18 protein-coding genes are annotated in these 17,331 nt (G+C 38.9%); 9 read left to right on the forward strand and 9 right to left on the reverse strand.

The genetic code is table 11. From position 1 onward, the window contains the following. Nucleotides 1-19 precede the first annotated feature (19 nt). From dnaB to D9T12_RS06200, 8 genes are all read left to right on the forward strand, one after another. On the forward strand, nucleotides 20-1,498 hold the full coding sequence (gene dnaB, locus D9T12_RS06165; protein WP_130537353.1) for a replicative DNA helicase: 1,479 nt from the start codon (nucleotides 20-22) through the stop codon (nucleotides 1,496-1,498). A 51-nt stretch (nucleotides 1,499-1,549) separates the two neighbouring features. After that, nucleotides 1,550-2,641 (forward strand): alanine racemase, encoded by a 1,092-nt coding sequence (gene alr, locus D9T12_RS06170; protein ID WP_130537354.1) that lies wholly within the window; start codon nucleotides 1,550-1,552, stop codon nucleotides 2,639-2,641. A 13-nt stretch (nucleotides 2,642-2,654) separates the two neighbouring features. Beyond that, nucleotides 2,655-3,290, forward strand: a complete 636-nt coding sequence (locus tag D9T12_RS06175; RefSeq protein ID WP_165395048.1) for an NUDIX domain-containing protein — start codon at nucleotides 2,655-2,657, stop codon at nucleotides 3,288-3,290. Nucleotides 3,291-3,302: 12 nt separating this feature from the next. Further along, nucleotides 3,303-3,722 (forward strand): hypothetical protein, encoded by a 420-nt coding sequence (locus D9T12_RS06180; protein WP_130537356.1) that lies wholly within the window; start codon nucleotides 3,303-3,305, stop codon nucleotides 3,720-3,722. Between the two features lie 60 nt (nucleotides 3,723-3,782). Then, nucleotides 3,783-5,198 (forward strand): MATE family efflux transporter, encoded by a 1,416-nt coding sequence (locus D9T12_RS06185; RefSeq protein ID WP_130537357.1) that lies wholly within the window; start codon nucleotides 3,783-3,785, stop codon nucleotides 5,196-5,198. A gap of 8 nt (nucleotides 5,199-5,206) precedes the next feature. Further along, on the forward strand, nucleotides 5,207-5,461 hold the full coding sequence (locus D9T12_RS06190; RefSeq protein ID WP_130537358.1) for a YchJ family protein: 255 nt from the start codon (nucleotides 5,207-5,209) through the stop codon (nucleotides 5,459-5,461). Further along, nucleotides 5,439-5,651: a YchJ family metal-binding protein gene (locus tag D9T12_RS06195; RefSeq protein WP_130537359.1), complete on the forward strand. Its 213-nt coding sequence runs from the start codon at nucleotides 5,439-5,441 to the stop codon at nucleotides 5,649-5,651. The genes D9T12_RS06190 and D9T12_RS06195 overlap by 23 nt, the downstream gene beginning before the upstream one ends. Before the next feature lie 277 nt (nucleotides 5,652-5,928). After that, entirely contained in the window at nucleotides 5,929-7,350 is a 1,422-nt protein-coding gene (locus D9T12_RS06200) for an SPOR domain-containing protein (protein WP_130537360.1), read from the forward strand. Nucleotides 7,351-7,416: 66 nt separating this feature from the next. Here the strand turns inward: D9T12_RS06200 and D9T12_RS06205 are convergent, their stop codons facing one another. The 4 genes from D9T12_RS06205 to D9T12_RS06220 all read right to left on the reverse strand — a co-directional run bounded on the left by D9T12_RS06205 (nucleotide 7,417) and on the right by D9T12_RS06220 (nucleotide 12,414). Further along, on the reverse strand, nucleotides 7,417-8,973 hold the full coding sequence (locus tag D9T12_RS06205; RefSeq protein ID WP_165395049.1) for an ATP-binding protein: 1,557 nt from the start codon (nucleotides 8,971-8,973) through the stop codon (nucleotides 7,417-7,419). Between the two features lie 171 nt (nucleotides 8,974-9,144). Beyond that, on the reverse strand, nucleotides 9,145-9,861 hold the full coding sequence (locus tag D9T12_RS06210) for a response regulator transcription factor (RefSeq protein WP_130537361.1): 717 nt from the start codon (nucleotides 9,859-9,861) through the stop codon (nucleotides 9,145-9,147). A gap of 116 nt (nucleotides 9,862-9,977) precedes the next feature. Further along, entirely contained in the window at nucleotides 9,978-10,901 is a 924-nt protein-coding gene (locus tag D9T12_RS06215) for a cupin domain-containing protein (RefSeq protein ID WP_130537362.1), read from the reverse strand. A gap of 16 nt (nucleotides 10,902-10,917) precedes the next feature. Then, the gene (locus D9T12_RS06220) at nucleotides 10,918-12,414 is read right to left on the reverse strand and encodes an RNA polymerase factor sigma-54 (RefSeq protein WP_130537363.1); all 1,497 of its coding nucleotides are present in this window, start codon (nucleotides 12,412-12,414) and stop codon (nucleotides 10,918-10,920) included. A 258-nt stretch (nucleotides 12,415-12,672) separates the two neighbouring features. On the opposite strand from D9T12_RS06220, the gene D9T12_RS06225 reads away from it, so the two are divergent. After that, a complete protein-coding gene (locus D9T12_RS06225; protein WP_130537364.1) occupies nucleotides 12,673-13,101 on the forward strand; it encodes a hypothetical protein in 429 nt (142 codons plus the stop codon). A 65-nt stretch (nucleotides 13,102-13,166) separates the two neighbouring features. Here D9T12_RS06225 and D9T12_RS06230 read toward each other — a convergent pair whose 3' ends face one another. The 5 genes from D9T12_RS06230 to dusA all read right to left on the reverse strand — a co-directional run bounded on the left by D9T12_RS06230 (nucleotide 13,167) and on the right by dusA (nucleotide 17,287). Then, the gene (locus tag D9T12_RS06230; protein ID WP_130537365.1) at nucleotides 13,167-13,451 is read right to left on the reverse strand and encodes a hypothetical protein; all 285 of its coding nucleotides are present in this window, start codon (nucleotides 13,449-13,451) and stop codon (nucleotides 13,167-13,169) included. A gap of 275 nt (nucleotides 13,452-13,726) precedes the next feature. Beyond that, nucleotides 13,727-14,116, reverse strand: a complete 390-nt coding sequence (gene arsC / locus D9T12_RS06235; RefSeq protein WP_130537366.1) for an arsenate reductase (glutaredoxin) — start codon at nucleotides 14,114-14,116, stop codon at nucleotides 13,727-13,729. 22 nt (nucleotides 14,117-14,138) lie between these two features. Further along, on the reverse strand, nucleotides 14,139-14,399 hold the full coding sequence (xseB, locus tag D9T12_RS06240) for an exodeoxyribonuclease VII small subunit (RefSeq protein WP_130537367.1): 261 nt from the start codon (nucleotides 14,397-14,399) through the stop codon (nucleotides 14,139-14,141). A 35-nt stretch (nucleotides 14,400-14,434) separates the two neighbouring features. Beyond that, a complete protein-coding gene (gene xseA, locus D9T12_RS06245; protein WP_130537368.1) occupies nucleotides 14,435-16,159 on the reverse strand; it encodes an exodeoxyribonuclease VII large subunit in 1,725 nt (574 codons plus the stop codon). Next, nucleotides 16,160-17,287 (reverse strand): tRNA dihydrouridine(20/20a) synthase DusA, encoded by a 1,128-nt coding sequence (gene dusA / locus D9T12_RS06250; protein ID WP_130537369.1) that lies wholly within the window; start codon nucleotides 17,285-17,287, stop codon nucleotides 16,160-16,162. It lies immediately after the preceding gene. Nucleotides 17,288-17,331: the final 44 nt, after the last annotated feature.

Here is a 17,331-nt window from a genome sequence, read left to right on the forward strand (position 1 = left end):
TCTGCGACGTCTACTAACTATGTCTGAAAAACAACCTTCAAATTCTATTTTTCAAACGCATTCCAAAACGTCACAGCAAAGTGATAATCCTTTAAAAATTCCTCCACATTCGCTCGATGCTGAACAAGCTGTTCTAGCAGGTTTAATGTTAAGCGACGATGAAATTGATGATGTTGTCAGTATTGTCAATATTCATGATTTTTATACAAAACCTCATCAAATGATTTTTGACGCAGTTCTAGAACTAAATGCTGCTGGCAAGCCACTGGATTTATTATCAGTTATTGAACACTTAAACTCTAATGGACAGCTCGCTGCAGTTGGGGATAAAGCTTACTTAGCCGAAATGGTCAAAAGTATACCGAGTGCGTCAAATATTCTTTATTACGCTCAAATTGTTCGTGATAAAGCGATTCTCCGAAACCTAATTCAAGCAAGTAATGAGATTGCTGAGGCCTCTTATTTTCCTGAAGGAAAAGATATTCGAGAAATATTAGACATTGCAGAATCGCATATTATGCGGATCGCTGAACATGGCGAGGGGAAAGAGCGTAATTATAAAGATATGCCGCAACTGTTGAGCATGGCGGTAGATAAAATAACAGAATTGTTCAATACCGATGGCACCATTACCGGCGAAGCCACGCATCTGTCCGAATTTGATGATCTTACCGCAGGATTGCAAAAAGGGGATTTAATCATTGTTGCTGGCCGTCCTTCAATGGGAAAAACCACTTTCTCCATGAATATTGCTGAAAATATCGCAACAAAAAATAAAACACCCGTTGCGGTATTTTCAATGGAAATGCCTGGCGAGTCTCTAGCTATGCGTATGATTAGTTCCTTAGGAAGGGTTGATGCGGGGCGAATGCGAACCGGGAAACTTGAACAACAAGACTGGCCTAACTTTAACCGTGCCATAAGCATGCTCTCTGAAGCTAAAATATTTATTGACGACACGCCTGCTCTCATGATCAATGAGTTACGAGCAAGAGCTCGAAGAATCGATAAAGATATCCGCGCTCAACAGCTAAAAGAGGCAACAGAAGCTGGGCATCCTGATCCTGAATCACAAGTGACAGGCTTAGGTTTGGTACTCATCGATTATCTTCAGCTGATGCGTGGCTCGGCCAAAGCTGAAAACCGAGTGAATGAGATATCAGAAATTTCGCGAGGATTAAAGGCTCTGGCAAAAGAGCTTAATATTCCAGTGATTGCACTTTCGCAGTTGAATCGCAGTTTGGAACAACGCCCCAATAAACGCCCAGTCATGTCGGATTTGCGTGAATCAGGAGCGATTGAGCAGGATGCCGACTTAATCATCTTTATTTATCGGGATGAAGTCTATAACAAAGATTCCGAAGATAAAGGTACCGCAGAAATCATTCTCGGAAAACATCGTAATGGTGCTTTGGGTACTGTTCGCTTAACCTTCTTAGGACAATATACTCGCTTCGAAAACTTTGCGAGTTTTGATGACCACGGAGAGAGTTATTAAACTTTTGCTACTCACAGAATTGATGTATTCGAATGGAAACTTCCGACTCTGATGTTTTATCGACCTACTAAAGCTTATATAAACTTAAAAGCTTTGCGCCATAACCTACAACAAGTTAAAAAGCTTGCGACTGCCAGTAAAGTTTTAGCCGTCATCAAAGCTAATGGGTACGGTCATGGTATTGAACGTGTCGCCAAACAACTTACGTCTGCCGACGGCTTTGGTGTTGCTTCAATAGATGATGCGCTTCGTTTGCGGCAAAAAGGTTTTCTTCACCCAATTTTGCTGTTGGAGGGTGTCTTCTCAAAAGAAGAATTAAGTTTAGTGACACAAAATCGATTAGACATTGTCGTTCATTCTCAATATCAAGTGGAATGGCTTTTGAACCAGCGTTTTGAACAATCTCAAAATATCTGGATCAAAATCAATACGGGAATGCATCGGCTTGGCTTTGAGCCTGATTCTATTTCCTCAGTGATTGCACAGCTTCAAAGCAGTGAAAACCCGTTTAATTTTACCTTAATGAGCCATTTTTCTAGTGCCGATGTGGCTACTGAAGTCGGAGAGAAGACAACCTTAAAGCAGCTGTCTTGTTTTGAAAAATTTAAACCTGATCAATTCACGGCTAGCATTGCGAATAGTGCAGCGCTCGTCCGATATCCACAATCTCAATATGATTGGGTCCGTCCCGGTATTATGCTTTATGGTGCAGGGCTTGGAACGCAATTATTAAATCGTTACAACCTTCAACCTGTCATGCGTTTAGAATCAACCATTCAAGCTTTACATTGGGTGGCAAAAGGGGAATCCGTTGGCTATGGTCAAAAATGGACTGCATCTGAGGATTCATTGATTGCGGTAGTGGCAATTGGTTATGGTGATGGATATCCGAGACATGCGAAAAATGGAACACCTGTCGAAATACATAATCAGAAAGTGCCTTTAGCAGGAACGGTCTCTATGGATATGATTACCGTTGATGTGACTAAGATTGCTAATCAGGTTTCGATTCATGATAAAGTGATTTTATGGGGTAGCCAACAGTTATCTGTAGACGAAGTTGCCGAACACTCTGGAACGATTGGCTATGAGTTGCTATGTGGTGTGACTCAGAGGGTTCCACATATTGAAGAAAATGCGTAAGCCAGAGCTTGTAATGAAATCTTTAAAAATTTTTCAGATAAATAAACTTGTCACTCTTTATAGTGGGTTTTTCTCCTACCTAAAGTTGGATGTTAGTCATAGTCTGTATCATAAAGACCCAAGCAAGCCCCAAGAATTTTCAGAAGAACTCCACCGTGAAGTTATGAGTAGAGGCGATGCCATTGCAGTCTTACTATTTAATTTAGAGTGCAAAGAACTCCTATTGGTTGAACAGTTTAGAGCAGGTGCAATGGTGTCTATCCATCTTAATCAACAAACAACTTCGCAAAGTGATGCCTGGTTAGTTGAACCGGTTGCTGGGTGCATCGATCAAGGTGAATCTCCAATAGAGGCAGTAAAAAGAGAAGCATTGGAAGAAGCCGGAGTAAAAGTGACCAATATTCATAAACTCGCATGTTACTATCCGTCACCTGCAGCCTGTGATGAACGAATTTTTCTCTATGCTGCTGAGTATGATAGCTGTCATAATCAGCGTTATGGCGGGGTTGCAGCCGAGAATGAAGATATTGCAGTGGTAAAGTTATCGTTTAAAGAGGCAAAGATGATGCTTGAGCAACAAAGTTTCAATGTGAGTACGACAATTATGTCTTTACAGTGGTTTTTTAACCGTTATTCAAATTTTATTTAAGAGACCTGATTAATGCTCTGTTTATTTAGAAACTCCTTAATTCATCCCAGGCTTGACCCCGTCGCGGTTGCTCTCAGTTGGGCAGCCACGCTTTACTGGTTGTATTTCGCTTTTATTGAGAAAGCCTTGTGGTCAAAAATTCTTCAGGGTGAGGCCATTATCATCGATTTGGTTTTTGGATTGCCTTTAGTTCTGGCTTTTGCAATTATGACGTATGCCAGTGTTTATTGGAGCTTTAAGCTCATTTTGGTGCTTTTATACCCGGCCGGTTTAACTGATAAACCGAGTAATGAAATCGACGACTCATACGAAAATGAATCTAATCAGCTTATGGAAAAAAAATTAGGTGCGGATTATTGGCATCAGAAAGAAGACGTTCAACCAGTAAAACCTAACAATAATTCTCAAAAGAATGATTCAAATCACAGATAAATAAAGGATAACAGGGTAGTATTTTTTAAAACTTACTGCTCCCAATGAAAACCTGATTCAATGTTTAATTTTCACGAATACCGATGGCTTGATTTAAAGCTTGAAGCCAAAACACTCTTCAAATTGGCCTTACCCATTTTATTTGCTCAGTTAGCGCTAACAGGCCTCGGTGTTGTCGATACATTGATGTCAGGTGCCGTCGGAGTGGTTGACCTAGCCGCCATCGGTTTAGGTTCCAGTATTATGTTACCCATTTTTATCATGGGCACAGGTATACTTCTGGCAATTACACCAATTGTTGGAAAAGCAAGGGGCAAAGAGCAGAAGAATGCTTCGTTAATTCAACACCTTCTGCAAGGTCTCTGGATTTCATTGCCCATAGGTTTAATCAGTTTATTACTTATGAGTAACATGCAATGGCTTTTAAACTTGTTGGAATTGAGTCCTCAGCTTTACCAATTAACTGAAGATTATCTTTACTTTGTTGCCTTCGGAATGCCGGCCATTGCTCTTTATCAAGCCATGCGATTTTATTGGGAAGGTTTGGGCAAAACATTGCCCACTATGTGGATCAGCTTTTTTGCTTTAATTCTGAATATTCCTCTTAACGCAATATTCATCTATGGATTTGGTCCATTTGAGGCGATGGGGGCGGCTGGATGCGGAGTAGCAACCTCTCTTGTAATGTGGAGTATGCTGTTAATTGGATTCAGTTATATTTTAAAAACGCAAATCCTACCTGATGTCAAAAATACAAACCAGCAAAGACAGCACCACATTTGCTGGCGCCCAAAGTGGCAGGGTGGTTGCAGGGATATTTTGAAAATAGGGGTTCCAAATGCCTTCGCACTTCTATTTGAAGTCGGTTTATTCATGTTTATTGCTTTGTTTATTGCACCACTCGGTGCAACTGTCATCGCAGGGCATCAAATCGCTATCAGCGTCACTTCACTTTTGTTTATGATACCGCTAAGTTTAGGAATGGCAGTCACTGTTCGAGTGAGTCAAGCTCATGGTGAACACAGTCTTCAAAACCTAGTAACGGTACTTCGAACCGCACTTCTTTTTTCAATTCTTGCGGGGCTGATTTTAGCCATAGTCACGTTTGTGTTTAAAGATTACATCATTGGATTCTATACTGACAGCACTGAAGTTTACGCAGTAGCCATTAGCTTAATTATTTTGGCATCGGTTTATCAATTGTTCGACTCAATCCAAGTGACAGCAGCCGGGTGCTTACGAGGATTTCATGATACGCACTTTACAATGTGGGTCACTTTGGTGAGTTACTGGTTGGTCGGGTTAGGCGTCGGTTACCTGTTAACCTTTACAGACTGGATTGTCCCTGCAATGGGAGTTGATGGCTTTTGGATCGGTATTGTCCTTGGTCTGATCATTTCCGCTATTCTCTTAAGTTGGCGACTCCATCAAACTTTCCATCGGATTCAGCCAACGCTTTTGACATCGAATGGATGATGGTATTCATGAATCAACTCAATAATATCACTATAAAGCATTGTCCCTGCCATAGCGGTAAATCCTATGAACAATGTTGTCGACTGTTTCATTTGGATTTTTATCAGGCGCAAACCGCTGAAGATTTAATGCGATCAAGGTTTACGGCATTTGCAATAGGCTCCATGAACTCGGAAAACCAGAAATTCTTTGAACAATACTTACTACAGGACTTGGCATCCGAAAACGAGACCGGCAGAGATGCAACTGGATACTTCCATTGAATGGATTAATTTAAAAATCAAAGGCCGTAAAGATGGGAAAAAAAGACATCACAAAGGAATGGTTCATTTTTCAGCAGAATTTCAAGATAAGTTAAATCCAAAAAATACTGGAACTTTAGAAGAGATGAGTCAGTTCGAAAAAGACTCAAAGGGTGGCTGGTTATACGTTGAAGGAGAAGTGATCAACTAATAGTTCATACGCTTCAAAGTTTTGTAAACACAAGTCGCAAGCGATGATTACTGCTCATCCTTATTCTTAAAAACTCGATATAACCACCACATTAAAAATCCTACAATAAGGATTGAGACTCCCAAAAAGCTAAAAGTTATAAGAAGTGCGGAACCAACTTGCTCCATATCAGGCATAATAATCTTCCAATCTATTATTCATTTTCAGTCATAGCATTTGCTTGCAAAGCATTCTACAATAAATACCATTAATTTCTACCAAAACCAAAGAGAAGACTATGCCGACCATTTCTGAAATTGAAGCTGAAAGAGCAAAAATTCTTGCGGAAATTGAAGATCGTGCCAAGCAAAATGCAGCAAACCCAGAAGGGGCTAGTCTTAAGGATTGGCTGAATGCTGCTCAAGAGGTTGTCCCTCCAGGAGCACTTGGACAAGCAAATAACCTAGAAAATAATACTCAATCCAATATTTCTAATTATCAAGCAACAGCGGAACAGTCGACAGCCGACATCTACTCAGATGATGATGTCAAAACAAGTTTTTCTCAAGCGATGCAACAAAGTATGCAAACACCCTCTGCAACAGCTGAAGCATCGAGTTCTCAGACCACTACATCCTTGAATGCGAATAAAAACACAACTATGCAAAACCCTAAATCAAATGCAGCTGGCTTTTCAATTGCCGCGTTATTATTGCAAATTTCTATCCTGACCATTTTTTCATTGATTTTATATTTTGGTCATCGTGACCTTACCAAACAAATTAGTGACATTCGTAGCACCTCTTCGGAAGAACTTGCTGAAATCAAGCAAGCAATCGAGCAAGGTGGAATAAATGAAGAAGCTCAAAAACAAATGAGTGCAATGGATGAACGTATCCAATTTTTAGAATCACAGTTAAGTTTGTTGCAAGAGCAGATATCTGAAATGAGCAGTCAGTCGACACAACAGCTTGATCTGTCTAACTTGTCTGAACTCAGCCAAGAGCAGAAACAGACTATTGGAAAAACTTTGTCATTAAATACAGGACTGAGCGAGGAACTGCTCGACAAAAAGTTGAGTCAATATAATGAAAAATTAGCCAAACAACTTGATGCACGTTTAGATCAAAAATTAAGACCTATTTTGGCCAAATTAAATTTACAACCTCAAAAAACTCCGGTCACGGTTGCTGAACCAGAGGAAAACAATATAACCATTAAAGCTCCTGAATCTCCGGAACTTCCTGAAGTGAAAACACCTATTATGGAAACTCCTTTACTGACAATGGTCGCTCCAAAAGTAGATGAGAAAAAAAATGTGGGGTCTGTGAAATCTATCCAGCCTGTTAAACCGATAGAGTCTCCTAAAAAAGCTGCCGAGTCTAAAAAAATAGCAACTAATAATTCTCTTCCAAAATTTGTGGATATTAAGTCCGAAGATTTACAGTGGGTCAAGTCTCAAAAAGCCTCATCATTCACTTTACAATTAGCCAGCATGAAAACGGCCAAAGACTTACAGCGTTTAGTAGCAAACAAAGGCTTAAAGGATACAAAAATCCTACCGCAAGTACGCAATGGAAATGTGAACTATATTTTGTTGTATGAAACCATCGACAATCGAGAAATAGCCAAGAAACTAGCGGATGACATTAAAAAGCAAACAGGCATATCGCCTTGGATTCGTAAACTACAGGATATTCAAGGTAAAACAGGGCAGTAATAGCGTTTATTTACTCTGTCAACGACTCTTTACCGGCCGGTAAAGAGTTCTTTATATTCATTTTGATTATTTATTAGTAATCAAAGGTAATTCAATTTGGAATCGAACGCCTTTAATTGCTTGATTTTGCATACGATTAACGTTTTCTGCATTAATTGTTCCACCGTGGTAATCCGTAATCAACTTTGCAATATGCAAACCCAAACCTAAATGCGCTTGATCATCTTGATTCATTTTTCGAATCGAAGTCATACCATCAAAAATCTGTTCTTCATAACCTTCTGGCAACAAAGGCCCAGAGTTTTCAATGGTTATGAAAACACTGTTCTGACCATGAAAAGCGGCTGCACGAATCGGTAGTTGTTTATCCGAAAAGTCTTTCGCATTACTGATAATCTTATCCAGTAACTGCTCAATCATAAAACCATCGCCCATAACCATTTCAGACTCGCCAATTTGGCAATCAAACACTAGATCGTATTCTGGATGGAGCGCTTGTACATTTTCAAAATAATGGCTCAACATTAAACCTATAGGAAAAGCCTCAGGTTGTTGGATGTGGAGGCTATCTTCAATACTTGTCGCTTCAGAAAGGCTAGAAATAATTTGTTTAAGTTGTGCTAAAGCATGCTTTGCATAATCTAACTGTGAATGCTGACAGTTCTCTTCCAACAAACTTAAGCTCATTGACAAACGATTCAGAGGATTGTGAAGTTCATGTCGTAGGGTCTTCGGAAGTTGTTTTAAATAACGTTCATAACTTCCTAATTGTCTTAACATTTCATAAATATGATGTCGAAGATCTGATAGCTCATCACGATAATAGCGTTGACGACAATCAGGGAAATCTAGATTGGTTAAGCGTCCTTTTAGATGAAAGGTTTTCTTTACATCATCGTCCAATCGTAAAATTCGATTAGACAAACTGGCCGTATAAATCATCGCTCCCAATAAAACAAACAAGAAAATCAACGAACCAATTCCAATTAAACGATAAAAGTAATTTAAACTTTCACTGAATAAATTCTCCATTCGTTCTTCCAACACTAAGGTTCCAATAATTTGACCTTTCATTAAAAGTGGCGTGGCAGACATTAAGGAAATGGGTTGATAACTTGAATTCATCCGATATTGCTGAAAAGTTTGTCCAGTTAATGCTTTGGTAATTAAGAGCTTTTCAGGGTTTTCACTTTGAGGGTAGGGATAAGGTAAAGAATAGGGTAAAAAGGTGGCCAACGTTTTTATGAGTAATTTACCTGTTGCCGTAAAAACATCACCACTTTCCTGATCTGATTGTGACGGCAAAGCGCCTACGACATAGGTCGTTTGTCCAAATTCATTCACAACCCACAACACAGAATTTTTTAAATTCAGATGTGATAGGTGAGTCGGTTTTCCAGACTGGATTTGTAAAGCCCATAAATCTGTCCGATTAGCCAAAATCAAGGCAAGGTTTTCAACGGTCTGCTTTTGGACAATCGCTTGGTTGGTCAACATAATTCGATGCAGGTCGATTGCGAATCGGTAGGCCAAAAAAGGCAGAATGGTTAGTAACAGTGACAAAATAAAAAAACGAGACCGAATCGAAAGGCGAAGTCGAAGTTTATTGAGTGCCGATATCATTGAAAATTACCTTATAAATAACCGTTTTAAAGGTCTATTAGTATCAATTTGTCAAAATATTGATTTTAAAATGCAACCGGCCGGTAAAAATTAATTTCTACCGGCCGGTCGTAAATTATCAGTGGCTGAAAGGATTAATCTGCTTTACTTGAGAGAGGGAAGCATATTTGTTTAATCTTTTGATTGCCACGAATAGCCTCTTCCGTATTCGTTATGAATCAGATTAAAATCAGGGGTGACTTTTTTAAAGGCATTTCGGATTCGACAAATATGAGTATTAATCGTATTTCGTTCAACCACGCCTTGAGTGGAAGCTTGTAAAGAGTCGTAAGAAACAACCGTACCTTCGCCAGAGATTGCAAATTGTTTCAACATTTCAAATTCAGTCGCAGTAAGATCTAATTGTTTTTCATGCCAGTAAGCTTTAAATTTTTCCTGCGAAAGTTCTAAACCAGGAATTTTTGAAGCAAATTCACCTAATTGTTCTTTTTGACCTGTACTAGAAGTGATTCTCAGTAAGTTTTTAACCTTAACAATTAACACGTTTAAGCTTATTGGTTTAGGAAGATAATCAATTGCCCCTAATGCATGACCAGTGTAAATATCAAACTCCGATTGTCGTTCTGATAAGAAAATAATGGGTATCGGTTGATTATAGCTAAGAAGGTGTTTAGCTAAATCAAAACCTCCATCCATTTCTGACCCAAGAATAATGTCTGAAATCACCAAATCTGGGAGCTTTTCATTAAATGCATTCTGGGCATCTTCACGATTTGTATAAGATTCAACGGTGAAACCCTGTTGCTCTAAACCAGTGACTAGGCTTGCTAGTTGTAATTCATCATCTTCAATGACCGCAATGCGATGGCTTTGAATGGTGTTTGTCATAACTTTTCTCCTCGATTTGTCGAGTTTTTCAATAATTTTAAGTCATCTTAGTGCACAAAAACCACTCAAATGTGAATTAAAAGTGGTTTTTTATGAAGTGATGATTGTCTGAATGATTATTTCAAGTACTGGAAGTCAAGCACTTGCATATTCATAATCAGTCCAGCATCTTGAATCGGTAGAACAATCGCGTCTTGATCGGAATGGTTATGATGCGAGTGCCACCAGCCCGGCGGCGTAATAAATGCAGAGCCTGGGGTCCACATTGCTTTCACAGGGTCTTTGATAGAACCATCTTCATTCAGCTCTTTGCCAATCATGGTGTAAGTTTCAGGACCTGCTGCCACGCAATAATCTAAAGCAATTGAATTATGGCGATGTGGTTTTTGAACAACACCGGCCGGTAAAACATTGTATAGCGCCCAAAGTGTGTGTGTGAGCGTCATCGTCAGTGGAAAATTAGGGTTTGCTAACAAAATCCCTGTACGATTCCGGCCTTCCGCTTCTTTACGGACTTTTGTTAATTCAGCAGTCAAATGTTCCTTGGTGTAAAGCACCGGTTCAAAACGTTCTGAGTTTGGAATTACGCCTAAATAACTGAGCACCGGTGCATCCGTTACCCAATAAATTGCCGTATCTTCATCTGCACTATGTAATGCGTCAGGAACCGCCGGTAATGTAAACAAATCTCCCTCTTTCCACTCAATCGTACCATGACGCATTTGAGTACGACCTTTACCACGAATGACATAAAAAAGCTGCGAACTTGCATTAGCATCTGTTTTTAAGCAGTCATTGGTTTTAATTCGTAAAAAGGATGCCAATAAGTTTGGAGAAGTTGCAGGGTAAGTTGTTTCGAGTTGTTGAGACAAATCAAACGGAATAATTCGAGTATCGCCATCTTTATGAAGGGCGCTTTCGTAGGCAATGACATCAATTTTTGGCATCGGTGGGTTTACCGCAGACATGTATTCTTTGAATTCAGCCTGTTGTTGCCATTTCTGTTGCGCAGCTTCTTGAATTTGTTCGGTATTTTTCATTAAAGGTTTCCTGACACTAAAATTTATATTTGTTTAATTTTTTACGTTCACTGGAGGAAGGGATATTCAAGGCTTCACGATATTTTGCAATCGTTCGTCGAGCAACATTGATCTCTTTTTCCTCGAGTAATGCCATTAACTTATTGTCACTTAAAGGTTTTTTGGGGTCTTCATTATCAATAAGGTTCTTGATGTGTGCTTTAATTGCCGTTGATGATTGGTCTGCGCTTCCATATTGCCCAATACCGGTCGAGAAAAAATATTTCAACTCAAAAGTTCCACGCGGAGTTTGAATGTATTTTTGATTAGTTGCACGTGAAATCGTAGATTCATGCAAATCCAACTCATCAGCAACTTCTCGTAAAACCATCGGTTGCATAGCTTCTTCGCCTTTTTCAAAAAACTCTTTTTGGCGTTTGATAATAAATGCACCAACTCGTAATAAAGTCTCACCGCGTGAATGAACGCTTTTAATTAAGCCTTTTGCTTCCAACAGCTGCTCTTTCATTTTCTTTGAGTCTTCGCTTTTACTCATTTTATTGACTAAATCGACATAGGTTGAATTAACACTCAGCCTTGGAAATGCGTCCGCATTTAACTCAACCAACCAACCGTTTTTGACATCGCGTTTAAGGCGTAAATCGGGAATGACTACTTCAGCTTCTGTATCGGCGTATTCACGACCTGGTCGAGGATTTAAGGTTTGAATCAGTTTTAAAAGGGTGGTTAACTCCTGATCATTTAAACCGTAGAACTTTTTAATGCGTTTGTGATCGTGAAAACTTAACCATTCAAAATTTTCAGAAATAAGTTGTTTTGCAGTAACCACAAAGGGCGTTTGTTTCTGCGCATTCAACTGTAAAATCAGGGTTTCTTGCAAATTTCTTGCTGCAACGCCCGTTGGTTCAAACTGTTGAATAACAGTTAAAACAGCTTCAATATCTTCAAGAGTTAGTTCTGAAATCCCTGTTATTTCAGATTCATTATTTTGGATGTTTTCAAGAATCGAAGTTAAAGGTTCGATCAAAAACCCTTCGTCATTTATTTCATCGATAATGTATGAAGCAACCACACTTTCGTAGCCAGGATTAAAAGCAATTTCCGCTTGCCATTGTAAATGGTCATAAAGCGAAGTATGAGCTGCTGTGTAGTTTTCAGCACTGGTAAATTCATCACTAGATGCAGAGCCGGATGAAGAAGAGGTATGATCACTGAAAACCTCATTCCAACTCATATCTAACTCAATTTCTTCACTCAAGGATTGATCATTTTCAATATCAAGCTCATTGTTTAAATCAACGTTTTCATCAACATCATCTTTAAAATCCTCCTCAATTTCCTCATCAAATTCCATATCATCTGTTTCAAGCATATAGTTGCTTTCAAGCGTGGTTTTAATGACTTGCTGAACTTCCAATGCGGAATATTGCAGTATCTTGATGGATTGCTGTAACTGAGGCGTTAATTTTAGTTGTTGGCCAATGTTGAGCTGTAAGCCGGGCATGAGCGCCATAAACTTCTACCTTATCAATTCAATTTCTCTGAGTGTTGCGCTTTCAACGCAAAACCTAGGTGCAAAAACGTGATGAGTAGATATAATAATTCAAAATTTCGACAAATTGGAAGTAAAGATACCGTAGATTCAGGGCTAAAACCTGACAGCGACCAATGAATTGCACAATCAGAATGATTAAAATCGTTCTGCATGAATAAGGTTTGAAATTTAGAATTTCGTCAAAATCATAATAAAACAAAGAGTTAGAGGATTGATATGACTATTAAAGCTGAAACGCAAGCGATCTTAGACCAATTAGGTGACAATGCGACTTGGGATGATTTCATTAGAGAGCTGTATAAACAGAAAAAAATTACCCTTGGTTTGACCGATATTGAACTCGTTCAGGATCAATTAGATGATTCGGATGTAAGTACGATTTTGGCACGTTTAGAATCTTCTAGCTCGCAACCGTCTGATATGCGAAATACAAAATCATACAATCCGGGCAACGCGGTCACTTTGGGTATGATTTCCGGTGTCATCGCGATATTATTTGGTTTTGTATTTCCTCCGATAGCATGGGCGGCGGCGGTTGTCGCGCTGGTTGCAGGGGGATATGGAATTAGTCAAAAAGAGGAAAAAGCTTGGATTCCACTTTTATTGGCGGGCGTGTCGTTACTACCAATCTTAGCCATTATTTAGCCAAATAATCAAGCTATCCGAGGAGAGGAAATATAACTCTCCTCAAAGCCCAATCAAAATTTGGATTAATCATTTAAACCTTGTAAATGTGCAAAGCTATGACGATTCAGAAACTGGTCTTTCACATCTAACGGAATTTCTTGTTGCCACTCTAAACCGTCTGCCTCTGCAAGTTCTTGCCACTCTGTGGGCGTAATTTCATGAACACCGTTGTTTTCTGGATTGAAAATCGTTAGATACACTGGCTGATTATCTTCACCGTCAGAGATATCCATAATAAAAAGGGCCGCACCGGTAAAGTCTCCTCGAGTCGACTTGTAAATACCGGTTTTGAGATTAATTGATTCCATTACTTGCTCCACATACTTGATTAAACTTAGAGTGCACAAGATACCAAAATAATAGGATTAGTTAAGTTACTCTGTATCAAAATTAACAAAAAATAAATCTTTACCGGCCGGTAGCTTTTAAAACAGCGTAAAGATCTAGCTATAACCTAACTTCGTATAATGTATATTATGTTAAATTAAAATATATCTATTTTAAACTCATGGAGTTATTAGCCACTCCACTACCAACTAGATTTGTACTATTCAAATAAACCAGCTCTAGACCTTGGAAAGTTTCATTCTGTTTTGAATAACGCTTGTACGTTTTCTGGTGGCCGTCCTATTACAGCTTTGTTATTAAATTGAACAATCGGTCTTTCAATCAGTTTTGAATGTTTTTGTAGAACATTCAGCCAATGCTCTTCATCATAATGATTTAAGTCGGCTTTAGTATAGCCTAGCTCTTTAAACAGCTTTTCACCTGTACGGATAATTTCTTGCACGGGCACATTCAACAGCTGACATACTTCTTTCAGAATTTCACTACTGGGTGGATTTTCTAAATAACGAATTTCTTCAATTTGAATTTCTGGATGTTGTTCACAATATTCACTAACAATCTTTAAGGTTTCACGACTCTTTGAACATTTAGGATTGTGATAAATGGTAATGGTTTGCTGGCTCATAGTTTTTTAACTTTTTAGTACTTTAAAACGGAACTTGTGATGAATTATTGTCATCGCTATCTGGATTTATTACAGACTCGCCAGTTTCAGATTCTGTATCGTCTAGTCGCTCACTTAAAGCTTTTTCAACGGCTTCTAATCGTGATTTACAAATCTGATAAGCTTGACTGGCTTCATCAACCATTGGAATAAGTTCATCAATATCGACTTCTCCTGCAGAGGATAATTTCTGCGCAATCATTTGTAACTTTTGATAGTTCTCTGTAAATTTTTCTTCAGACATTTTGTTTACTCATCTGGATTTTAAAGGTAGTTGAATTATGACTGTTGCTTGAATTCTAATACTTGAACATTCAGATCGCCATCTTGATAAGAGATGGTCAATTGCTGTTCTTTTTGCCCTTGCTTTACTGATGTAATCAACTTTCCTTGACTATTTTTAGTAATCGCAAAACCACGTTGCATCTGTGTTTGGGGTCCGCTGTTTAAAATTATTTGCATAGAATATTTAATTGATTGTTGCTTATACTCAATGGCATTTTGACTATGTGCTACTACACCTTGAAAAGATTGATTAATGAGGTGTTTTTTTAATTGAACAGCTTGAGTTGCCAGGCTCGATATTTGCATTTGCTGTTTTTTTAGATAATGTTTTTGTGTCTCAATTGTCTGACGTGATTTACGTGCAATCTGATAAGACAACGGTGCCAATTTAGCTTGAGCCCCCTGCCAAACTTGCCATGAATTCTGTTTAACCTGATTAAGAAGTCGCTCAATTTCATGGATAGGTTTTTTAACTATAAATTGACTTCGTTGTTGAATTTGTAGCCAATTTTTTTGCGCTGTCTGGGCATTATTAATGATTTCTCCTCGAATAAAATGAACAACTTTACTTGGGGTATCACATCGCATTGCGGCCATTTCATCTAGAATACAATTATCCTTCTCGTGCCCAATTCCGGTAATTACGGGAAGTTGAAGCTCGCTTAAAGATTTTGCGATAGCATATTGGTTTAAATACTGTAAATCCAACTTCGCTCCACCACCACGGATAATAACAACCGCATCGTATTTGGAGGGATTGAGTAAAATTTGAGATTGAATAAGATTCAGTGCATTTGAAAGTTCTTTGAGGACTTTTTCACCTTGAAAACTCGCCGTGAAATAAACAAAAGTGCAAAGTCCAAGCGCTTCTAATCGGTCGGCATCTACTTTGAAATCACCAAGCCCAGCAGCTTTAGGTGGCGCTACGACTGCAATACGAAAGAAATCGTGAGGAATTCGATACACTTTATTGGATTCTAATCGTTTTTCTTGGCGAAGTTTCTCACGTAATTCTACCAGCGCTCGCTCCATTTCCCCCAAAGAAAAGCTGGCATCAATATCTTCAATTTGTAATGAAAATCCATATTGTTCATGAAAATTAACATTTACCAACATCAGGAGTTTCTGGCCTGTTTCAATTGATTTACCAGTATTTTTCTCAAATTCAGGCAATATAATCTGCGCAGTTCTCGACCAAATCATTGCACGTGTTTTAGCAAGTTGACGACCTTTTGAATCAGTTTGTGTCAGTTCCAGGTAATAATGACCGTTACGAAGTTGTACATTTGCAACTTCAGCGATTAGCCATTGAGCTTGTACAAAACTGGATTGCAGTGCACTTTTAACTTTATTGAGTAGTCCTGAGAGTGTTATAGCCTGATTTTCTCTTGCTGAGTTCTGGTGTTCAATATGACTTGTATAGTCTTGATTTGGTCGTTTTTTTTGTGGTTTATCAATGTCTTGTGAGTCATTTATAGGTAAATCTATGCCCACTTCAACTTGCTCATTAGGCTGACTCACTGGTTCTGATGATGGGCTGAGCTTATTTTGTGAGTCTGATAAGATAGATTCACTCTCTTCTAAAAACCATTTAGAGAACTTATCAGACTCGTTTAATAGTGCTTGAGGAATATACCAACGTCGAGCAATCGCATCCCAACGAGCACCTAATGCTTTGGCTTCATCTTTTTGAGAAAATGGAACGTTTAGATATCTCATTTAAGATTCATTACTTACTAATTTATCATTTTCAAATTGCCGTTTTTGTTCAGCCATGCGCTGAATTTCATTTTCTACCATGCATAAAGCATCTACAACCGTTTGAGTTGAAGCCTCAGGTTTAAAAGCATTTTGACTTAGATAACGACGCCACATTCTTCCGCCAGGCAATCCATGAAATAATCCAAGCATATGACGGGTAATTTGTATTAACTTACCACCGTTATCAAGGTGCTGCTCAATGTAAGGGAGCATTTCATTGACCACTTCCTTTCGAGTTTTGGTACTTTTATCGCAGCCGTAATAACGCTCATCAACCTCATTTAACAAAAAAGGTTGTTCATAGATGATACGACCAAGCATAACTCCATCTACCGGTGTATCAAAGTTACCGGCCGGTATGGATTCAAGGTGAGAAATGGCTTGCGTATGCGACTTGATACCTCCATTGATGGTAATCGGTAATGTTGCAAACTGGTGTTTAACCGCATGAACCAAATCATAGTTTAGAGGAGGTACGTCCCGATTATCTTTGGATGAAAGCCCCTGCAACCATGCTTTTCGTGCATGGATAACCAAACCGTCAACTCCAACTTGATTGAGTTTATCCACTAAAGTGAATAATTCTTCTTGCTCATTTTGATCATCCACCCCAATACGACATTTAACCGTGACAGGAATATCGACTGATTGCTTCATCGCATCGACCGCTTCCGCAAGAATTTGCGGGTGCTGCATTAAACATGCACCAATCATATTGTTTTGCACGCGATCACTTGGACAGCCAACATTCAAATTAATTTCTGAATAGCCCCACTCTTGTCCTAATTTGGCACAATGTGCAAGTTCTTGAGCATTGCTCCCACCTAGTTGCAATACAACAGGGTCTTCCGTCGGATTAAAGCCTAAAAAACGCGGTAAATTATCACCGTAAATAATCGCACCAGTGGTCACCATCTCTGAATAAAGCCACGAATTCTGCGTCATGGTTCGATAAAAGTAACGACAGTGTTTATCTGTCCAATCCAACATCGGCGCAACGCTGAAATGCATGGCGCTGTTTTCTAAACGGTCGGTAGAAATTTCGGCTAGAGGTTTAGAAGAGTTGCAAGATGTTAAAAGTGGCATATTTTTGTGGTTCTTAGCAGTGATTATATTGTCCACTATTGTAG

It is taken from the genome of Thiomicrorhabdus indica (assembly GCF_004293625.1).
Taxonomy (GTDB): Bacteria; Pseudomonadota; Gammaproteobacteria; order Thiomicrospirales; family Thiomicrospiraceae; genus Thiomicrorhabdus; species Thiomicrorhabdus indica.